The sequence below is a fragment of the Agromyces hippuratus genome, assembly GCF_013410355.1.
GTDB classification, from domain to species: domain Bacteria; phylum Actinomycetota; class Actinomycetes; order Actinomycetales; family Microbacteriaceae; genus Agromyces; species Agromyces hippuratus.
This window is the reverse complement of sequence record NZ_JACCFI010000001.1, coordinates 924502-943385: the sequence shown is the minus strand read 5'-3', so window position 1 is coordinate 943385 and position 18884 is coordinate 924502. Positions and strand designations below refer to the sequence as shown.

Here is an 18884-nt window from a genome sequence, read left to right as displayed (position 1 = left end):
CACTCGTGGGACACGATAGGATCGAAGGACGTTGACAACCTTTAAGGCCGTCCTGTGAGGCGGAGAAGGGAGTCGTTTGATGGCACGTGCCGTGCTCAGTCAAGCTGACATCTCGCGGGCGCTGACCCGCATCTCGCACGAGATCCTCGAGTCCAATCGAGGCAGTTCCGATCTCGTCATCCTCGGCATCCCGACCAGGGGCGTGATCCTCGCCCGTCGCATCGCCGAGACCATCGCCCGCATCGAACCCGATGCCGCGCCGCCACCTGCAGGGGCGCTCGACGTCACGATGTACCGCGACGACCTCACCCGCACGCGGACGCGCACGCCGCAGCCCACCGAGCTGCCGCCCGGCGGCATCGACGGCAAGACCGTCGTGCTCGTCGACGACGTGCTGTTCTCGGGGCGCACGATCCGGGCCGCATTCGACGCGCTGAACGATCTCGGCCGTGCCCGTGCGGTGCGGCTCGCGGTGCTCATCGACCGGGGGCACCGGGAGTTCCCGATCCGGGCCGACTTCGTCGGCAAGAACCTGCCGAGTTCGACCCGGGAGCGCATCAACGTGCGTCTCACCGAGATCGACGGCGACGATGCCGTCGCGATCGACGACTCCGTCACGGCAGAGGGCGGCGAGGCCTGATGCGCCACCTGCTCAGCACCCGCGAGCTCTCACGCGAGCAGGCGATCGAGCTCCTCGACATCGCCGAGGACATGGCCGCCGTACAGGAGCGCGAGGTCAAGAAGCTGCCGACGCTGCGCGGCAAGACCGTCGTGAACCTCTTCTTCGAGGATTCCACCCGCACGCGCATCTCGTTCGAGGCCGCCGCCAAGCGCCTCTCGGCCGACGTCATCAACTTCAGCGCCAAGGGGTCGAGCGTCTCGAAGGGCGAGAGCCTGAAGGACACGGCGCAGACCCTGCAGGCGATGGGCGCCGACGGCGTCGTCATCCGCCACCACGCCTCGGGCGCGCCGTACACGCTCGCGACGAGCGGATGGATCGATGCGGGCGTCGTGAACGCCGGCGACGGCACGCACGAGCACCCGACCCAGGCGCTGCTCGACGCGTTCACGATGCGCCGTCGCCTGCACGGCGCGGCATCGCGCGGGCGGGCGCTCGACGGCGTGCACGTCGTCATCGTCGGCGACGTGCTGCACTCGCGGGTCGCGCGGTCGAACGTGTGGCTCCTCGCGACGCTCGGCGCGGAGGTCGAACTCGTCGCCCCGCCGACCCTCGTGCCGGTCGACACCCGCACCTGGCCCGCCCGCGTCGGCTACGACCTCGACGCCGCCCTCGGCCGCACCCCCGACGTCGTCATGATGCTGCGCATCCAGGTCGAGCGCATGCACGCGGCGTTCTTCCCGAACAGCCGCGAGTACGCGCGCACCTGGGGTCTCGACGACGCCAGGTTCGACGCGCTGCCCCCCAGTACGATGGTGATGCACCCCGGCCCGATGAATCGCGGGCTCGAGATCGCCGCCCGCGCAGCCGACTCCCAGCAGTCGACGGTGCGCGAGCAGGTTGCGAACGGAGTTTCAGTGAGAATGGCCGCCCTCTATCTGTTGATGTCCGGCGAACGGGGGGACGCCTGATGAGCGAGCGTTTCCTGATCACCGGCGCCACCCTCCCGGGTGGCGAGCGCGCCGACATCCTGCTCGATGGCGGCGTCATCGCCGGCGTCGGCAGCATTGCGGATGCCTCGGGCGCGACGGTCGTCGACGCCGACGGGCTCATCGCCCTGCCCGGTCTCGTCGACCTGCACACGCACCTCCGCGAGCCCGGCTACGAGCAGAGCGAGACGGTGCTCACCGGCACGCAGGCCGCTGCGGCGGGCGGCTTCACCGCGGTGTTCGCGATGGCGAACACCTTCCCGGTCGCCGACACGGCGGGCGTCGTCGAGCAGGAGGCGAGCCTCGGCCGCGCTGCTGGCTACGCGACCGTGCAGCCGATCGGCGCCGTGACCGTCGGGCTCAAGGGCGAACAGCTCGCCGAGCTCGGCGCGATGGCGCGCTCCCGTGCGAACGTACGGGTCTTCTCCGACGACGGCTTCTGCGTCTCCGACCCGCTGCTCATGCGCCGCGCGCTCGAGTACGTCAAGGCCTTCGACGGCGTCATCGCCCAGCACGCGCAGGAACCCCGGCTGACCGAGGGCGCGCAGATGAACGAGGGCGCCCTCTCGGGCGAGCTCGGCCTGACCGGCTGGCCGGCGGTCGCCGAGGAGTCGATCATCGCCCGCGACGTGCTCCTCGCCGAGCACGTGGGCTCGCGCCTGCACGTCTGCCACGTCTCCACCGCCGGATCCGTCGAGGTGATCCGCTGGGCGAAGGCCCGCGGCATCGACGTGACCGCCGAGGTGACGCCCCACCACCTGCTCCTCACCGAAGACCTCATCGCGGGATACGACCCCCGGTTCAAGGTGAACCCGCCGCTGCGCCGGGCCGAAGACGTCGAGGCGCTGCGCGCAGCACTCGCCGACGGCACGATCGACATCGTGGCCACCGACCACGCTCCGCACCCGGTCGAGGCGAAGGAGAGCGAGTGGCAGGCCGCCGCCAACGGCATGGTCGGACTCGAGTCGGCCCTCGCCGTCGTGCACGCCGCCGTCGTCGAGACGGGGCTCATGAACTGGGCGGATGTCGCGCGCGTGATGTCGTCGACACCGGCGCGCATCGGCCGGCTGCACGGCCACGGCGAGTCGATCGCCGTGGGGGCTGCTCCCGAGTTGACGCTCTACGACCCCGCCGCGGCATCCGAGTTCGACCTCGACCGGCTCGCCGGCCGCAGCACGAACTCGCCGTACCTCGGCCGTCGCCTGCCCGGTCGGGTCGTCGCGACGTTCCACGGCGGCTACCCGACATTCCTCGACGGCGCGGTGCGCCCGCACGACGAGGTCGCCCGCAACGCGGCATCCGCTCTGGGGGTCGTGCATGGATAAGGTGATCGGCACCCTCGTCGCCGTCGCCGTCGTGGCGCTCGTCGGCTGGCTCATGTACCGCTCGTGGAAGCGCCGCACCGTGCGCGACGAGTCGCTCAGCTCGTACCCCGTGCCCGCCGAGCACGCCGCTCCGGTGGTCGACGCCGAGGTGCTCTACGTCGCGACCACCCCGCTCGGAGAGCCCCTCGAGCGGCTCGCGGTGCACGGACTCGCGTTCCGCGGCTCCGGCCACCTCGAAGTGCTTCCCGAAGGCCTGATCCTCCGCATCGCGGGGGAGTCGCTGACCTTCGTCCCGGCCGACCGCCTCGTCGGTGCGCAGCTCGCGAGCTACGCCATCGATCGCGGCGTCGAGCCGGAGGGCCTCGTCGCCCTCACCTGGATCGCCCAGGAGCACGGCACAGTCGAGCGCACCGAGCCTCGAGTCGACAGCTATGTACGCGCCCGGTACCCGGGAGACCAGGCCAGGATCATCCAGGCCGTGAACGACATCGCCGCAGCGCCAGCCGCGCAGCGGTCGGAACAAGACATCGCCGCAGCGCCAGCCGCGCCGCGGCCAGAGCAGGAGAGTGAGGCCTCGAATGACTGAGACCCCCGCAGGCACGAGCGATTCCGCCGTGCTCGTCCTCGAAGACGGACGCCGCTACGAAGGTCGCGCCTACGGTGCGCGCGGCCGCACCCTCGGCGAAGCGGTCTTCGCCACCGGCATGACCGGCTACCAGGAGACCCTGACCGACCCGTCGTACGCGGGTCAGATCGTCATGATGACGGCGCCGCACATCGGCAACACGGGCATGAACGACGAGGACATGGAGTCGGCCCGCATCTGGGTGGCCGGCTTCATCGTGCGCGACCCCTCGCGAGTCGTCTCGAACTTCCGTTCGCAGCGCAGCCTCGACGACGACCTTGCCGCCTCGGGCGTCGTCGGCATCAGCGGCATCGACACGCGAGCGCTCACGCGCCACCTCCGTTCGGCGGGCGCCATGCGCGCCGGCATCTTCTCGGGCGACGACGCGCTCCTCACCCCGGGCGAGCAGCTCGACCTCGTGCAGAGCGGTGCGGCGATGGCCGGCGCCAACCTGTCGGGAGCCGTCTCGACCACCGAGCCCTACACGCTGCCGGCCGCAGGCGAACGAGTCGGATCCGTCGCGGTGCTCGACCTCGGCGTGAAGACCTCGACCCTGCAGTACCTCGCCGAGCGCGGCTTCGACGTCCACGTCGTTCCGCAGTCGATCACGGCCGAAGAGGTGCTTGCCCTCTCGCCCGACGCGCTCTTCTTCTCGAACGGGCCGGGCGACCCCGCGGCATCCGACCGCCATGTCGAACTGCTGCGCACCACGCTCCGCGAGGGGCTGCCGTACTTCGGCATCTGCTTCGGCAACCAGCTGCTCGGGCGCGCGCTCGGCTTCGGCACCTACAAGCTGCCCTTCGGCCACCGCGGCATCAACCAGCCGGTGCTCGACAAGGCCACCGGCCGCGTCGAGATCACGGCGCACAACCACGGCTTCGCCGTGGACGCCCCGATCGACCGCGTGAGCGAGTCGAGCGAGGGCTTCGGCCGCGTCGAGGTCAGCCACTACGGCCTCAACGACAACGTGGTCGAGGGGCTCAACTGCCTCGACATCCCCGCGTTCAGCGTGCAGTACCATCCCGAGTCGGCGGCCGGCCCGCACGACGCGAACTACCTCTTCGACCGATTCCGCGACATGGTGATCGCGAACACGACGACGAGCACCGCGACCGAAGGAAGCAACGAGTAATGCCCAAGCGCGACGACATCAACAGCGTCCTCGTCATCGGATCCGGTCCGATCGTCATCGGACAGGCCGCCGAATTCGACTACTCGGGCACCCAGGCGTGCCGCGTGCTCCGCGAGGAGGGCGTGCGGGTCATCCTCGTGAACCCGAACCCGGCCACGATCATGACCGACCCCGACTTCGCCGACGCGACGTACATCGAGCCGATCACGCCCGAGATCATCGAGTCGATCATCATCAAGGAGAAGCCCGACGCGGTGCTCCCGACGCTCGGCGGCCAGACGGCGCTGAACGCGGCCATCGCGCTGCACGACGCGGGCATCCTCGAGAAGCACGGCGTCGAGCTCATCGGCGCGAAGGTCGACGCCATCCGCAAGGGCGAGGACCGCCAGCTCTTCAAGGACCTCGTGATCGAGGCGGGTGCTGGTGTCGCCCGTTCGCACGTCGCGAAGACGCTCGAGCAGGCGAAGGAGTTCGCCCTCGACCTCGGCTACCCGCTCGTGGTGCGCCCGTCGTTCACGATGGGCGGCCTCGGCTCCGGCTTCGCGTACACCGAGGACGACCTCGTGCGCATCGTCACCCAGGGCCTGCACGACTCGCCCACGACCGAGGTGCTCCTCGAGGAGTCGATCCTCGGCTGGAAGGAGTACGAGCTCGAACTCATGCGCGACACGGCCGACAACACGGTCGTCGTCTGCTCGATCGAGAACGTCGACCCGGTCGGCGTGCACACCGGCGACTCGATCACGGTCGCACCCGCGCTGACCCTGACCGACCGCGAGTTCCAGCACCTGCGCGACATCGGCATCGACATCATCCGCGCCGTCGGCGTCGACACGGGCGGTTGCAACATCCAGTTCGCGATCGACCCGGCCGACGGCCGCGTCATCGTCATCGAGATGAACCCGCGGGTCTCCCGCTCGAGCGCGCTCGCCTCGAAGGCGACCGGCTTCCCGATCGCCAAGATCGCCGCGAAGCTCGCGATCGGCTACCGCCTCGACGAGATCCCGAACGACATCACCCGGGTCACCCCGGCGTCGTTCGAGCCGACGCTCGACTACGTCGTCGTCAAGGTGCCCAGGTTCGCGTTCGAGAAGTTCCCGGCCGCCGACCCCACCCTCACGACCACCATGAAGTCGGTCGGCGAGGCCATGGCGATCGGCCGCAACTACGCGACCGCGCTGCAGAAGGCGCTCCGCTCGCTCGAGAAGCGCGGCTCGTCGTTCCACTGGGGCGACGAGGAGCGCTCGATCGAGGAGCTCCTCGAGGTGGCATCCGTGCCGACCGACGGCCGAATCGTCGTCGTGCAGCAGGCGCTCCGCAAGGGCGCCACGATCGAGCAGCTCTTCGAGGCGACCAAGATCGACCCGTGGTTCCTCGACCAGATCGTGCTCATCAACGAGGTCGCCGAGACCATCGCCTCGGCGGAGAACCTCGACACCGAGCTCCTGCTGCTCGCGAAGGACCACGGCTTCTCCGACGCGCAGATCGGCCAGCTCCGCGGCTTCGGCGAGGCCGACGCCCGCGAGGTGCGCCACATCCTCGGCATCCGCCCGGTCTACAAGACGGTCGACACGTGCGCGGGGGAGTTCCCCGCGCTCACGCCGTACCACTACTCGAGCTACGACCAGGAGACCGAGGTCGAGCCCAGCGACCGCCGCAAGGTCGTCATCCTCGGCTCGGGTCCGAACCGCATCGGCCAGGGCGTCGAGTTCGACTACTCGTGCGTGCACGCGTCGTTCGCCCTCTCGGCGGCCGGGTTCGAGACGATCATGATCAACTGCAACCCCGAGACGGTCTCGACCGACTACGACACGAGCGACCGGCTCTACTTCGAGCCGCTCACCCTCGAAGACGTGCTCGAGGTCATCCACGCCGAGTCGCAGTCGGGCGAGCTCGTCGGCGTCGTCGTGCAGCTCGGCGGCCAGACGGCGCTCGGTCTGGCGAAGGGCCTCGAGGCCGCCGGCATCCCGATCCTCGGCACGACCCCCGAGGCGATCGACCTCGCCGAGGAGCGCGGTCTCTTCTCCGGCATCCTCGACGCCGCAGGCCTGCTCGCGCCGAAGAACGGCACCGCGACCGACCTCGCCGGTGCCGTGCACGTCGCAGAGGGCATCGGGTACCCCGTGCTCGTGCGTCCGAGCTACGTGCTCGGCGGCCGCGGCATGGAGATCGTCTACGACTCGCCGTCGCTGGCCGACTACTTCGCACGCATCGAGGGTCAGGGCATCGTCGGCCCGACGCATCCGCTGCTCGTCGACCGCTTCCTCGACGACGCGATCGAGATCGACGTCGACGCGCTGTACGACGGCACCGACCTCTATGTCGGCGGCGTCATGGAGCACATCGAGGAGGCCGGCATCCACTCCGGCGACTCGAGCTGCACACTGCCGCCCGTGACCCTCGGCCGCGCCGAGGTCGACCGGGTGCGCGAGGCGACTCGCGCCATCGCAGAGGGCATCGGCGTGCGGGGCCTGCTGAACGTGCAGTTCGCGATCGGCGCCGGCGTGCTCTACGTGCTCGAAGCCAATCCGCGTGCGAGCCGCACGGTGCCCTTCGTCTCGAAGGCGCTCGGCATCCCGCTCGCGAAGGCCGCGTCGCGCATCATGGTCGGCGCGACCGTCGCCGAGCTGATCGACGAGGGCCTGCTCCCCGCCAACGACGGCTCGCGGGTGCCGTTCGACGCACCCGTCGCCGTCAAGGAGGCCGTGCTGCCGTTCCACCGCTTCCGCACCCGCGAGGGCATCATGGTCGACTCCGTGCTCGGCCCCGAGATGCGTTCGACCGGTGAGGTCATGGGCATCGACAAGGACTTCCCGACCGCGTTCGCGAAGAGCCAGCTCGCAGCCTACGGCGGCATGCCCACCTCGGGCACGGTCTTCGTCTCGGTCTCCGACCGCGACAAGCGCGCGATCATCCTCCCGGTGCTGCGCCTGCAGCAGCTCGGCTACGACATCGCCGCGACCGAGGGCACCGCTGAGGTGCTGCGTCGCAACGGCATCCGCGCCCAGGAGGTGCTGAAGTTCAGCGAGAAGACGAGCCCCGACGCGGCCTCCGTGGTCGAGCTCATCCACCGCGGTGAAGTCGACGTCGTGGTGAACACCCCGAGCGGGCGCTCGTCGCGCGCCGACGGCTACGAGATCCGCGCGGCTGCGGTGGCCGCCGACATCCCGCTGTTCACGACCATCGCGGAGCTCTCGGCGGCCGTCGCGTCGCTCGACGTGCAGCGCGAGGGCTTCGAGGTCACGAGCCTGCAGGAGTACGCACGCCGTCGGGAGGCCAGCGCATGACCGAGGTGACTCCGTTCGGCGACCGGCTCGAGGCCGTCTTCGCCGCGTACGGGAGGCTCTGCGTCGGCATCGACCCGCACGCGTCGCTCCTCGACCAGTGGGGGCTTCCCGATTCGGCCGAGGGCCTTCGCGAGTTCGGCCTGCGCACGGTCGACGCCGCCGGTGGGCGCGTGGGCATCGTCAAGCCGCAGGTGGCGTTCTTCGAGCGCCACGGCGCCGCGGGCTACGCGGCGCTCGAGCGCGTGCTGGCCGAGGCCCGTGACGCCGGATTGCTCGTGATCGCCGACGTGAAGCGCGGCGACATCGGCACGAGCGTCGAGGCCTACGGCCAGGCCTGGCTGACGCCGGGATCCAGCCTCGAGGCCGACGCGATGACGATCAGCGCGTACCAGGGCCTCGGCTCGATCGCAGGCGTGCTCGAGGCCGCCGAGCGAGCGGGCAAGGGCGCCTTCGTGCTGGCCGCGACCTCGAACCCCGAGGCCGCCGCCATCCAGCGCGCCGTGCTGCAGCAGTCGAGTCGCGCCGGCTCCACTGTCGCCCAGGCCATCACGAGCGGGGTCGTCGCCTGGAACCAGGGGCGAGCGGATGCCTCGACCCGGGCCCTCGGCTCGGTCGGCGTCGTGCTCGGCGCGACGATCGACCTGCGCAGCTCGGGCATCGAGCTCGACGTGGATCCGCCGCGGCCGGGACTGCCGGTGCTGGCGCCCGGGTTCGGCCATCAGGGCGCCGAACTCCGCGACCTCCGGTCGATCTTCGGGTCGCTCGCGGCCGGGGTCATCGTGAGCGAGTCGCGGTCGATCCTCGGCGCAGGGCCCGATGGCCTGGCCGAGGCGATCACGCGTCGCGTCGGCGAGGTAGGGGCGACGAGTGTCTGAGCAGACGACCGCCCCCGGGGCCACGCGCCCGTCACCGCCCGACGTCGATCGAGTGGCCGCATCCCGCGCCGCCGTGGCGGCGCGACGCGCCCGGGCGACGGTCAAATCGGCGATCGCAGCGGGTTCGCGGAGCCCGCTCGACGTGCTGCGCGAAGCGTTCGAGTCTCCCGAAGGCGTCGAGGGGCGCCTCCGCGTCACCGAGTTCCTCACCTCGATCCCCGCGATCGGGCAGACGAAGTCGGCGCGCATCATGGAGGAGCTCGAGATCTCGCCGTCGAAGCGCCTCGGCGGCCTCGGCCGGCTGCAGCGCCGGCGCCTCCGCGAGTTCCTCGCGGACTGGGTCGCCGCCCACGGCGGCACGGGCGACCGACTCGTCGTGCTCGCCGGACCGACCGCGGTCGGCAAGGGCACCGTCGCCGAGTACATCCGGCGCCACCACCCCGATGTGCGCCTCTCGGTCTCGGCGACGACCCGCGCGCCGCGACCCGGCGAGGTCGAGGGCGAGAGCTACTTCTTCGTCGACGACGCCGAGTTCGACCGCATGGTCGAGGCCGGTGAACTCCTCGAATGGGCGACGGTGCACAACGCATCGCGTTACGGCACACCGCGAAAGGCCGTCGAAGAGGCGATCGCCGCCGGCAACAGCGTGCTGCTCGAGATCGACATCCAGGGTGCGCGGTCCGTGCGCCGCGCTGCCCCCGAGGCGACGCTCGTCTTCCTGCTGCCGCCGAGCTGGGACGAACTCGTGCGGCGTCTCGTCGGTCGCGGCACCGAGAGCCCGGCCGAACAGCAGCGCCGACTCGAGACCGCGAAGGTCGAATTGGCCGCCATCGAGGAGTTCGACCACCAGGTCGTGAACCACGACGTCGCCGAAGCGGCGCAGGAGGTCGTAGACTTGATGAGATCTCGCAAGGGTCGGCGTTGAGCTGCCCTCGCCACGACTTTCCGCGCACTGAGGGTGCGCACCCCACGATCTAAGGAGTCATTCCATGGCTGAGAAGCTGTCCGGCATCATCGATCCGCCCATCGACGACCTGCTCTCCAAGGTCGACTCGAAGTACCAGCTGGTCATCTTCGCGTCCAAGCGCGCACGCCAGATCAACGACTACTACGCCGACCTGCACGAGGGCAGCCTCTTCGACAACGTCGGCCCGCTCGTGGACTCCTCGATCGACGACAAGCCGCTGTCGGTCGCGATGCACGAGATCAACGAAGACAAGCTCCGGCTCCGCCCGATCGCCGAGTGATCCGGAGGGCCGGATGACTCGGCTCAACATCGTCGTCGGCATCACCGGCGGCATCGCCGCGTACAAGGCCGTCGGCGTCGTGCGTGCGCTCGTGCTCGCCGGCCACGACGTGCACGTCGTGCCGACCGAGGGTGCGTTGCGCTTCGTCGGTCGGCCGACGCTCGAGGCGATCTCGCGCAACCCGGTGCACACCGAGCTGTACGAGGGCGTCGCCGAGGTGCGGCACGTCGCCATCGGGCAGGCCGCCGACCTCATCGTGATCGCCCCCGCGACTGCGAACTCGATCGCGAAGCTCGCGACGGGGCTCGCCGGCGACCTGCTCGGCAACACGCTGCTCGCGAGCGAGGCGCCCGTCGTCATCGCACCGGCCATGCACACCGAGATGTGGCGGCATCCCGCGACTCAGGCGAACGTCGAGACGCTCCGTTCGCGCGGCGTCACGATCGTGGGCCCCGCCGTCGGACAGCTCACCGGTGCCGACAGCGGTGCCGGTCGCATGGAGGAGCCCGACGAGATCGTGCGGGTCGCGCTCGAACGCGTCCTGGGCGACGGCGTCTCCGCCGAGGCATCCGCTCATCGCAGTGATCTCGCGGGCCGCCATGTCGTGGTGAGCGCCGGTGGCACGCGCGAGCCCCTCGACCCCGTGCGCTTCCTCGGCAACCGCTCGAGCGGCAAGCAGGGCATCGCGATCGCCGAGGCCGCCCGCGAGCGCGGCGCGCACGTCACCCTCATCGCCGCGAACCTCGAGGTCCCCGAACCCGAAGGCTGCGACATCCGCCGCGTCTCGACCGCGCTCGAGCTGCAGGCCGCGGTGACCGAGGCCGCACGCGGCGCCGACGTCGTCGTGATGGCCGCCGCCGTCGCCGACTACCGGCCGGCCAGCGTGAGCGAGGGCAAGATCAAGAAAGACGCGAGCGACGACGGACTGACGCTCGAACTCGTGCGCAACCCCGACGTCCTCGCGGGCCTCGGCCATGCGCCGCACCCGGGCACGTTGCTCGTGGGCTTCGCGGCAGAGACCGAAGCCGACGACGACCGCATCATCGCGCTCGGCCGCGCCAAGCGCGAGGCGAAGGGCGCCGACCTGCTCGTCGTCAACCGAGTCGGCTGGAACGAGGGCTTCGCGAGCGACGAGAACCGTGTCGTCGTGATCGGTCGAGACGGCGATGTCGTCACACGAGCACACGGAACGAAACAGTCGGTGGCGCATGACATCCTCGATGTGGTGGTCACGGAAGTGACCGCCGTCACCACCGCGACGACCTCGAAGGAACACGAGCCCACCACATGAGCGCACTCCGCCGCTTCACGTCCGAGTCGGTCACCGAGGGCCACCCCGACAAGCTCTGCGACCAGATCTCCGACTCCATCCTCGATGCGCTGCTTCGCGAGGACCCCCACAGCCGCGTCGCGGTCGAGACCCTCGTGACGACCGGCCTCGTGCACGTCGCGGGCGAGGTCACCACGAGCGGCTACGTCGAGATCCCGGCGATCGTGCGCGAGCGCGTGACCTCCATCGGCTACGACTCCTCCGACGCGTGGTTCGACGGGCGTTCGTGCGGCGTCTCGGTGTCGATCGGCGGCCAGTCGCCCGACATCGCCCAGGGAGTGGACCACGCGTTCGAATCCCGGGAGGGGTCGAGCGTCGACGCGCTCGACATGCAGGGCGCGGGTGACCAGGGCATCATGTTCGGCTACGCCACGCGCGAGACCCCCGAGCTCATGCCCGTGCCGATCTGGCTCGCGCATCGCCTCGCCGAGCGCCTGTCGGCCGTGCGCAAGAACGGCGAGCTCGACTACCTGCGCCCCGACGGCAAGACCCAGGTCACGATCGGCTACGACGGCCAGGTGCCGAAGACGGTCGAGACGGTCGTGCTCTCGACGCAGCACACGCTCGCGGTGTCGACCGAGCAGCTCCGCGCCGAGGTCGAGGAGCTCGTGATCCGCCCGGTGCTCGACACGGTCGAGCTGGCCCGGCCCGATCTCGACGTGCTCATCAACCCCACCGGTCGCTTCGAGATCGGCGGCCCGCAGGGCGACGCCGGCCTCACCGGCCGCAAGATCATCATCGACACCTACGGCGGTGCGAGCCGACACGGCGGCGGCGCGTTCAGCGGCAAGGACCCGTCGAAGGTCGACCGCTCGGCGGCGTACGCGATGCGCTGGGTCGCGAAGAACGCGGTCGCAGCGGGTCTCGCCGATCGTCTCGAGCTGCAGGTGGCGTACGCCATCGGCAAGGCGGCCCCCGTCGGGCTCTACGTGGAGACGTTCGGCACCGGCGCGCTGCCCGACGAGCAGATCACCGCCGCGATCCGCGAGGTGTTCGACCTGCGGCCCGCCGCGATCATCCGCGACCTCGACCTGCTGCGACCGATCTACGCCCAGACCGCGAGCTACGGCCACTTCGGCCGTGAGCTGCCCGACTTCACCTGGGAGCGCCTCGACCGCGTCGACGACCTCCGCTCCGCTTCCGGGCTCTGACGTGGCAGGCGGCTCCGTCGCCCGCGTGCTCGTCGATTCGCCGCTGCCGCAACTCGACCAGCTCTTCGACTACGCCGTGCCCGAACGGCTGCGTGAAGCCGCCGTCGCCGGGGTGCGCGTGCGTGTGCCGCTGCGTTCGGGTGGGCGCATCGCCAACGGGTGGCTCGTCGAGGTCGTCTCGACGAGCGAGTTCGAGGGGCGCCTCAGCGAGCTCGAAGACGTCGTGTCCGAGGTGCCGCTGCTGATGCCCGAGGTGTGGGCGCTCGCCCGTGCGGCGGCCGACCGCGCGGCCGGCAACGCCGGTGACATCCTGCGGGTCGCCATCCCGAGCCGCTATGTGCGGGCCGAGCGGGCGTGGCGGGCGGCAGAACCCGATCCGGGCGAGCTGCCGGGCCCCGCCGCGGCGATCCCTGGATACGAGCCGGGCCGCATCGAGACGGGCATCGACGCGGGCGAGCGGATGGCGCTGGCTGCCGATCCTCGCCCGGTGCTGCTCTCGTCGGGCGAGTGGGTCGGGGCTTGGGCGGCGACGCTCGCAGCGGCGGCGGGGCACACGCTCGCGGCCGACCGGTCGAGCCTCATCATCGTTCCCGACTACCGCGACCAGGAGCAGCTGCAGGCGGCGCTCGCCGATCGCGTCGACCCGAGACGGGTGCTCCGCACCGATGCCCGACAGACCGGCGGCGAACGGTTCCGTGCATTCCTCGACGCCACCGGCGCCGACGCGCGCGTGATCATCGGCAACCGCTCGACCGTCTACGCCCCGGCATCGAGGCTCGGCCTCATCGCGATCTGGGACGACGGCGACTCGCTCCAGAACGAACAGCTCGCGCCGGGCGTGCATCCGCGTGACGCTGCCCTCATCCGGCAGGAGCAGTCGGGAGCGGCCCTGCTCTTTCTCGGCCACAGCCGCAGCGTCGAGGTCGAGCGTCTCGTGGAGATCGGCTGGGTGCACGAGGTGCCCGCCGTCAGGCATGTGCGGCCGAAAGTCATCCCGACCGAGCAGCAGGCGTCGCCCGAACCGGGTTCGGCGCGCATCCCGTCGAGCGCCTGGCGCGGTGCGCAGCAGGCTCTCCTCGAGGGCCCCGTGCTCGTGCAGGTCGCGCGGCCGGGTCACGCGCCGATGCTCACGTGCGACCGCTGCCGCGAGCCGGCGCGGTGCTCGGCGTGCGGCGGTGCGCTGGTCGTGCCGCGCAGCGGCGGCGACCCGCGGTGCGTGCTGTGCGGCACGAGTGCGAGCACCTGGCGGTGCCCGGTGTGCGAGGCCACGAAAATGCGCGCGGTGACGGTCGGGGCGAGCCGCACCGCCGAAGAGCTCGGTCGCGCGTTCCCGAAGGCCCGCGTCATCCTCTCCGACGGCGAACGGCCGGTGCTGAAGGTCGGCGCCGAGCCGGCCCTCGTCGTCGCGACCCGCGGCGCCGAGCCGATCGCCGAGGGCGGGTACCGCGCGGTGCTCCTGCTCGACGGCGAGCGGATGCTGCTGCGCGAGTCGCTTCGCGTCGCTGAGGACTGCCTGCGCTGGTGGGCGAACGCCGCGGCGCTCGCGGCTCCCGGCTCGCCGGTCTACCTGGTCGGGGTGGCGGGCGGGCTCGCGCAGTCGCTGGCATCCTGGCGGCTCTCGGAATGGGCGAGCGGCGAGCTCGCGAGTCGGCGGGCGCTGCGGTTCCCTCCGGCCGTGCGCGTGGCGAGCGTGACGGCGGCGCCGGCCCTGGTCGCCCGGGCGCTCGATGCGGCTCGTGACGCCGCACCCGGTGTCGACTCGCTCGGCCCGGTGCCGGCCGACGAGGGACTCGAGCGCGGCATCGTCCGGTTCGACTACGCCGCGGGAGTGGCGGTCGCGAAGGCGCTCCGCGCCGAGATGATCCGGGTCGCGACCGAGCGGCGGCGACCCGTCGCCGGCCAGCCGCCGAAGCGCCCTGCGGTGCTCCGCGTGCGCTTCGACGACCCCGAGGTCCCGTAGCGGCGCTCCGGTCGGCGACAATGGAGTGTGCAGAAGCTCCGCATCGTCTTCGCCGGCACTCCTGCCGTCGCCCTCCCATCGCTCGAACGTCTCGCGGCGAGCGGCCATGACCTCGTCGGCGTCGTGACCCGGCAGCCCGCCCCGCTCGGGCGCAGGCGCGTGCTGACGCCGTCGCCCGTCGCCCAGGCCGCGTCGCGACTCGGCGTGCCGTTGATCGAGGCCAATCGCCTCGATGCCGACACGACGGCGCAGATCGCAGCGCTGGCACCCGATCTCGGCGTCATCGTCGCCTACGGCGGCCTCGTACGCGAGCCGCTGCTGTCGACTCCGGTGCACGGCTGGATCAACCTGCACTTCTCGCTGCTCCCGGCCTGGCGCGGGGCCGCGCCCGTGCAGCACTCGCTCATCGCGGGCGACTCGGTTACCGGGGCGTCCGTGTTCCAGCTCGTGCCCGAACTCGACGCGGGCGAGGTGTTCGCGGAGCTGCGGCATCCTCTGCAGGGCGAGGAGACGGCCGGCGAACTGCTCGGCGAACTCGCGGACTCCGGGGCCGGGCTACTCGGCGATGTCGTGGATGCCATCGCCGACGGCACCGCACGGGCGGTGCCGCAGCACGGCGAGCCGAGCCTCGCTCCGAAGCTGTCGATCGACGACGCCCGTCTCGACTGGACGCGCCCCGCGGATGAGGTGCGCGCACGGTTCCGCGGCGTGACACCGGAACCCGGCGCATGGACGACGATCGACGAGCAGCGGGTCAAGGTGCTCGACCTCGTCGCGCCCGCCGCCGGCGATGACGTTCCCGCACTGTCGCCCGGCGAACTCGTGCTCGCTGCGCGCCGAGTGCTCATCGGAACGGCGACGACGCCGCTCGAGCTGCGCCGGGTGCAACCGGCCGGCAAGCCGGCCATGGACGCGGGCGACTGGTGGCGCGGCTCCGGCCGCACCACGGCGGTGGCACGATGAGCGGCGGTCGCGGCGGAAGCGGCGACGGCGGCCGGCGTCGCAGCGGCGGGGGAGGCTCGAATCGCCCCGCGCAGGCCCGTCCGGCGCAGCCGCGCATCGCCCCCGCGCGCATCGTCGCCGTCGAGGTGCTCGAGGCCGTGCGCGCCGACGAGGCCTACGCGAACCTGCTGCTGCCCACGCGCATCCGTCGCGCCGGCCTCGACCGGGCTGACGCCGCATTCGCGACCGAGCTGACCTATGGAACGCTCCGCATGCAGGGCTTCTACGACCGCGTGATCGAGCTCGCGGCGAACCGCCCGGCGTCGGCGATCGACCCCGCGGTGCTCGACGTGCTCCGGCTCGGCGCGCACCAGTTGCTGGCCACTCGCGTCGCCACGCATGCCGCGGTCAACGAGCAGGTCGAGCTCGCGCGACGCGTCGCCCCGAAGGCGGCAGGGTTCGCGAACGCCGTGCTCCGCACGATCTCGCGCACGTCTCCCGAGGAGTGGCGCGAACTCGTCGCCGAGGAGGCGAGCAGCGAAGACGCTCGCCTCGGAGCCGTCACGAGCCACCCCGAGTGGATCGTGCGGGCGCTCCGGACCGCCCTCGACCACGAGGGCCGGGCCGATGAGCTCGAGCAGCTGCTCGACGCCGACAACGCCTCACCGCGCGTGAACCTCGCCGTGCTGCCGGGCCTCGACGTCGACACCGACGGCATCGAGGGCCTCGAGCCCGACCAGTTCTCGCCGATCGGCGCCGTCGCCGCCGACCCGATCGCAGCGGCCGAGCGCTCGGGCGGTCGCATCCGGGTGCAGGACGAAGGCTCCCAGCTCGCGGCGCTCGCGCTCAGCCGTGCAGAGCCCGTTCGCGCGGGGGAGCGCTGGCTCGACCTGTGCGCCGGCCCCGGCGGAAAGACGGCCGTACTCGCAGCCGAGGCGCTCGCGAGCGGCGCGGTGCTCGCTGCGAACGAGACGGTGCCCGCTCGTGCCGAACTCGTGCGCAAGGCGATCGTCGGCGTTCCGCTCGACGTCGAGGTGCACGTCGGTGACGGCCGCGAGCTCGACCTCGAGGCGCTCGGCGCCCCGGACGGCTTCGACCGCATCCTGCTCGACGCCCCGTGCACCGGGCTGGGTGCGCTCCGTCGCCGCCCCGAGGCACGGTGGCGCAAGGCCCCATCGGATGTCGCCGAGCTCACGAAGCTCCAAGGGCAGCTGTTCGACAGTGCGTTCGCAGCTCTCGCGCCCGGCGGCATCCTCGCCTACGTCACGTGCTCGCCGCACACCGGCGAGACCCACGGCACCCTCGCCGCGGCGGTCCGACGAGCGGGGGAGTCCGTCGAGCAGCTCGATACGCGTTCCGTGATCGACGGCGTGTCGAGGCATCCGCTCGATCTCGCCGGCTCGCCCGAAACCGTGCAGCTCTGGCCGCACCGGCACGGCACCGACGCGATGTTCATCGCGCTCGTGCGCAAGCGGCGGGCGTGAACGGCGACAACACGCTCGATAGGGTGGCTGCATGACGACGCGGATCAACCCGAGCATTCTCGCCGCCGACTTCGCGAACCTCGAGCACGAGCTCGGGCGCATCGCGAGCGCCGACCTCGTGCACGTCGACGTCATGGACAACCACTTCGTGCCGAACCTGACGTTCGGCCCGCAGATGGTTGGGCGCCTGCAGCAGGTCAGCCCGATTCCGCTCGACGTGCACCTCATGATCTCCGACGTCGATCGCTGGGCACCGGGCTATGCCGAACTCGGCGCCTTCTCGGTCACCTTCCACGCCGAGGCCACCGATGAGCCGGTGGCCCTCGCGCGCCGGCTCCGCGAGATCGGCGCCCGCGCCGGCATCGCGCTGAAGCCCGGCACCGACGTCGAGCCGTACCTCGAACTGCTGCCCGAGTTCGACCAGGTGCTCGTGATGACCGTCGAGCCCGGCTTCGGCGGCCAGTCGTTCATGGCCGAGACGATGCCGAAGCTCGAGCGCCTGTCCCGCGTGGTGCGCGAAACGGGGCTCGACGTCTGGCTCCAGGTCGACGGCGGCATCTCGCTCGACACGATCGGCATCGCAGCAGAGGCCGGAGCCGACACGTTCGTGGCGGGTTCGGCGGTCTTCGGGGGCGAGGTCCCCGCCGACCGCATCGCGGCGCTTCGTGACGCCGCGGTCGCGCACCGGCACTGACCGGTACGCATCGTGACGCCGCGATCGCGCACGGGCATCGACCCGTGCCCGGCACCGGTAGTCTTGACGGGTGAAGACCTTCGACGAGCTGTTCATCGAGCTCGCTGACAGAGCCGCCACCCGCCCCGAGGGCTCAGGCACCGTGCGCGAGCTCGACGCCGGCGTGCACGCCATCGGCAAGAAGATCGTCGAGGAGGCGGCCGAGGTGTGGATGGCCGCCGAGTACCAGAGCGACGACGAGACGGCCGAAGAGATCTCCCAGCTGCTGTACCACCTGCAGGTGCTCATGCTGGCGAAGGGGCTCTCGCCCGCCGACGTGTACCGACATCTCTGATCACGCCCATGGCCGATCAGAACCGTCGACACGAAAGTACCGAAATGCTCCGAATCGCCGTGCCCAACAAGGGCTCGCTCGCTGAAACCGCCGCGCAGATGTTGTGGGAAGCCGGGTACACCGGTCGCCGCGACCCGCGCGACCTGCACACCGCCGACCCGCGCAACGGGGTCGAGTTCTTCTACCTCCGCCCGCGCGACATCGCGACGTACGTCGGCTCCGGCGCACTCGACGTCGGCATCACGGGTCGCGACCTCCTGCTCGATTCCGGCTCGGATGCCTCCGAGATCGCGCCGCTCGGATTCGGCGACTCGACCTTCCGCTTCGCGGGTCCGGCGGGCGCCTTCACCGACCTCACGGGCCTCGAGGGCGTTCGGGTGGCCACGAGCTACCCGGGCCTCGTCGGCGACTTCCTCGCCGGCCACGGCGTCACCCCCGCCAAGCTCGTGAAGCTCGACGGCGCCGTCGAGTCCGCCGTGCGCCTCGGCGTGGCCGACGCCGTCGCCGACGTCGTATCGACCGGCTCGACGCTCCGTCAGGCCGGCCTCGAGATCTTCGGCCCGGTCATCCTCGACTCCGAGGCCGTGCTCATCGGTTCCGGCGTCGACAAGCCGGGGGCCGCGACGCTGCTCCGCCGCCTCCAGGGTGTGCTCGTCGCGCGCCAGTACGTGCTGCTCGACTATGACGTGCCGGTCGAGCACCTCGAGCGCGCGACGGCCGCTGCGCCCGGATTCGAGTCGCCCACGGTCTCACCGCTGCACGATCCCGAGTGGGTCGCCGTGCGGGTCATGATCCCGCGCACCGACATGAACCACGTCATGGACGAACTGTACGAGCTCGGCGCGAGGGCGATCCTCGTCAGCGCCATCCACGCGGCCCGGTTGTGAGGC

At 71.2% G+C, this 18884-nt stretch carries 17 protein-coding genes; all 17 read left to right on the top strand.

From position 1 onward, the window contains the following. Positions 1-76 precede the first annotated feature (76 nt). The 17 genes from pyrR to hisG all read left to right on the top strand — a co-directional run bounded on the left by pyrR (position 77) and on the right by hisG (position 18881). Positions 77-640: a bifunctional pyr operon transcriptional regulator/uracil phosphoribosyltransferase PyrR gene (pyrR, locus tag BJY17_RS04550; RefSeq protein ID WP_179550315.1), complete on the top strand. Its 564-nt coding sequence runs from the start codon at positions 77-79 to the stop codon at positions 638-640. After that, positions 640-1590, top strand: a complete 951-nt coding sequence (locus tag BJY17_RS04545; protein ID WP_179550314.1) for an aspartate carbamoyltransferase catalytic subunit — start codon at positions 640-642, stop codon at positions 1588-1590. Before pyrR ends, BJY17_RS04545 begins: the two co-directional genes overlap by 1 nt. Continuing rightward, entirely contained in the window at positions 1590-2933 is a 1344-nt protein-coding gene (locus BJY17_RS04540; RefSeq protein ID WP_179550313.1) for a dihydroorotase, read from the top strand. The genes BJY17_RS04545 and BJY17_RS04540 overlap by 1 nt, the downstream gene beginning before the upstream one ends. Continuing rightward, positions 2926-3519, top strand: coding sequence for a PH-like domain-containing protein (locus BJY17_RS04535; RefSeq protein ID WP_179550312.1), 594 nt, complete (start codon positions 2926-2928; stop codon positions 3517-3519). Before BJY17_RS04540 ends, BJY17_RS04535 begins: the two co-directional genes overlap by 8 nt. Then, positions 3512-4690: a glutamine-hydrolyzing carbamoyl-phosphate synthase small subunit gene (carA, locus tag BJY17_RS04530; protein ID WP_179550311.1), complete on the top strand. Its 1179-nt coding sequence runs from the start codon at positions 3512-3514 to the stop codon at positions 4688-4690. Before BJY17_RS04535 ends, carA begins: the two co-directional genes overlap by 8 nt. Further along, the gene (gene carB / locus BJY17_RS04525) at positions 4690-7977 is read left to right on the top strand and encodes a carbamoyl-phosphate synthase large subunit (RefSeq protein WP_179550310.1); all 3288 of its coding nucleotides are present in this window, start codon (positions 4690-4692) and stop codon (positions 7975-7977) included. The genes carA and carB overlap by 1 nt, the downstream gene beginning before the upstream one ends. Continuing rightward, a complete protein-coding gene (gene pyrF / locus BJY17_RS04520) occupies positions 7974-8852 on the top strand; it encodes an orotidine-5'-phosphate decarboxylase (RefSeq protein ID WP_179550309.1) in 879 nt (292 codons plus the stop codon). The genes carB and pyrF overlap by 4 nt, the downstream gene beginning before the upstream one ends. After that, complete coding sequence (gene gmk, locus BJY17_RS04515) at positions 8845-9777, top strand: guanylate kinase (RefSeq protein ID WP_322789743.1); 933 nt, start codon at positions 8845-8847, stop codon at positions 9775-9777. Before pyrF ends, gmk begins: the two co-directional genes overlap by 8 nt. A gap of 64 nt (positions 9778-9841) precedes the next feature. Next, the gene (gene rpoZ / locus BJY17_RS04510) at positions 9842-10099 is read left to right on the top strand and encodes a DNA-directed RNA polymerase subunit omega (RefSeq protein ID WP_056009287.1); all 258 of its coding nucleotides are present in this window, start codon (positions 9842-9844) and stop codon (positions 10097-10099) included. 13 nt (positions 10100-10112) lie between these two features. Next, entirely contained in the window at positions 10113-11390 is a 1278-nt protein-coding gene (gene coaBC, locus BJY17_RS04505; protein WP_179550308.1) for a bifunctional phosphopantothenoylcysteine decarboxylase/phosphopantothenate--cysteine ligase CoaBC, read from the top strand. Beyond that, on the top strand, positions 11387-12580 hold the full coding sequence (gene metK, locus BJY17_RS04500) for a methionine adenosyltransferase (protein ID WP_179550307.1): 1194 nt from the start codon (positions 11387-11389) through the stop codon (positions 12578-12580). Before coaBC ends, metK begins: the two co-directional genes overlap by 4 nt. Position 12581: 1 nt before the next feature. Then, entirely contained in the window at positions 12582-14540 is a 1959-nt protein-coding gene (locus tag BJY17_RS04495) for a primosomal protein N' family DNA-binding protein (protein ID WP_322789742.1), read from the top strand. Between the two features lie 27 nt (positions 14541-14567). Further along, positions 14568-15503: a methionyl-tRNA formyltransferase gene (gene fmt, locus BJY17_RS04490; protein WP_179550306.1), complete on the top strand. Its 936-nt coding sequence runs from the start codon at positions 14568-14570 to the stop codon at positions 15501-15503. Continuing rightward, positions 15500-16966, top strand: a complete 1467-nt coding sequence (locus BJY17_RS04485; protein ID WP_179550305.1) for an RsmB/NOP family class I SAM-dependent RNA methyltransferase — start codon at positions 15500-15502, stop codon at positions 16964-16966. Before fmt ends, BJY17_RS04485 begins: the two co-directional genes overlap by 4 nt. 31 nt (positions 16967-16997) lie before the next feature. Beyond that, the gene (gene rpe, locus BJY17_RS04480) at positions 16998-17660 is read left to right on the top strand and encodes a ribulose-phosphate 3-epimerase (protein WP_179550304.1); all 663 of its coding nucleotides are present in this window, start codon (positions 16998-17000) and stop codon (positions 17658-17660) included. A 70-nt stretch (positions 17661-17730) separates the two neighbouring features. Next, positions 17731-17994 carry a phosphoribosyl-ATP diphosphatase gene (locus BJY17_RS04475; RefSeq protein WP_056650691.1) on the top strand — a complete coding sequence of 88 codons (264 nt, stop codon included), beginning with the start codon at positions 17731-17733 and terminating at the stop codon, positions 17992-17994. Between the two features lie 44 nt (positions 17995-18038). After that, a complete protein-coding gene (hisG, locus tag BJY17_RS04470; RefSeq protein WP_179550303.1) occupies positions 18039-18881 on the top strand; it encodes an ATP phosphoribosyltransferase in 843 nt (280 codons plus the stop codon). Positions 18882-18884: the final 3 nt, after the last annotated feature.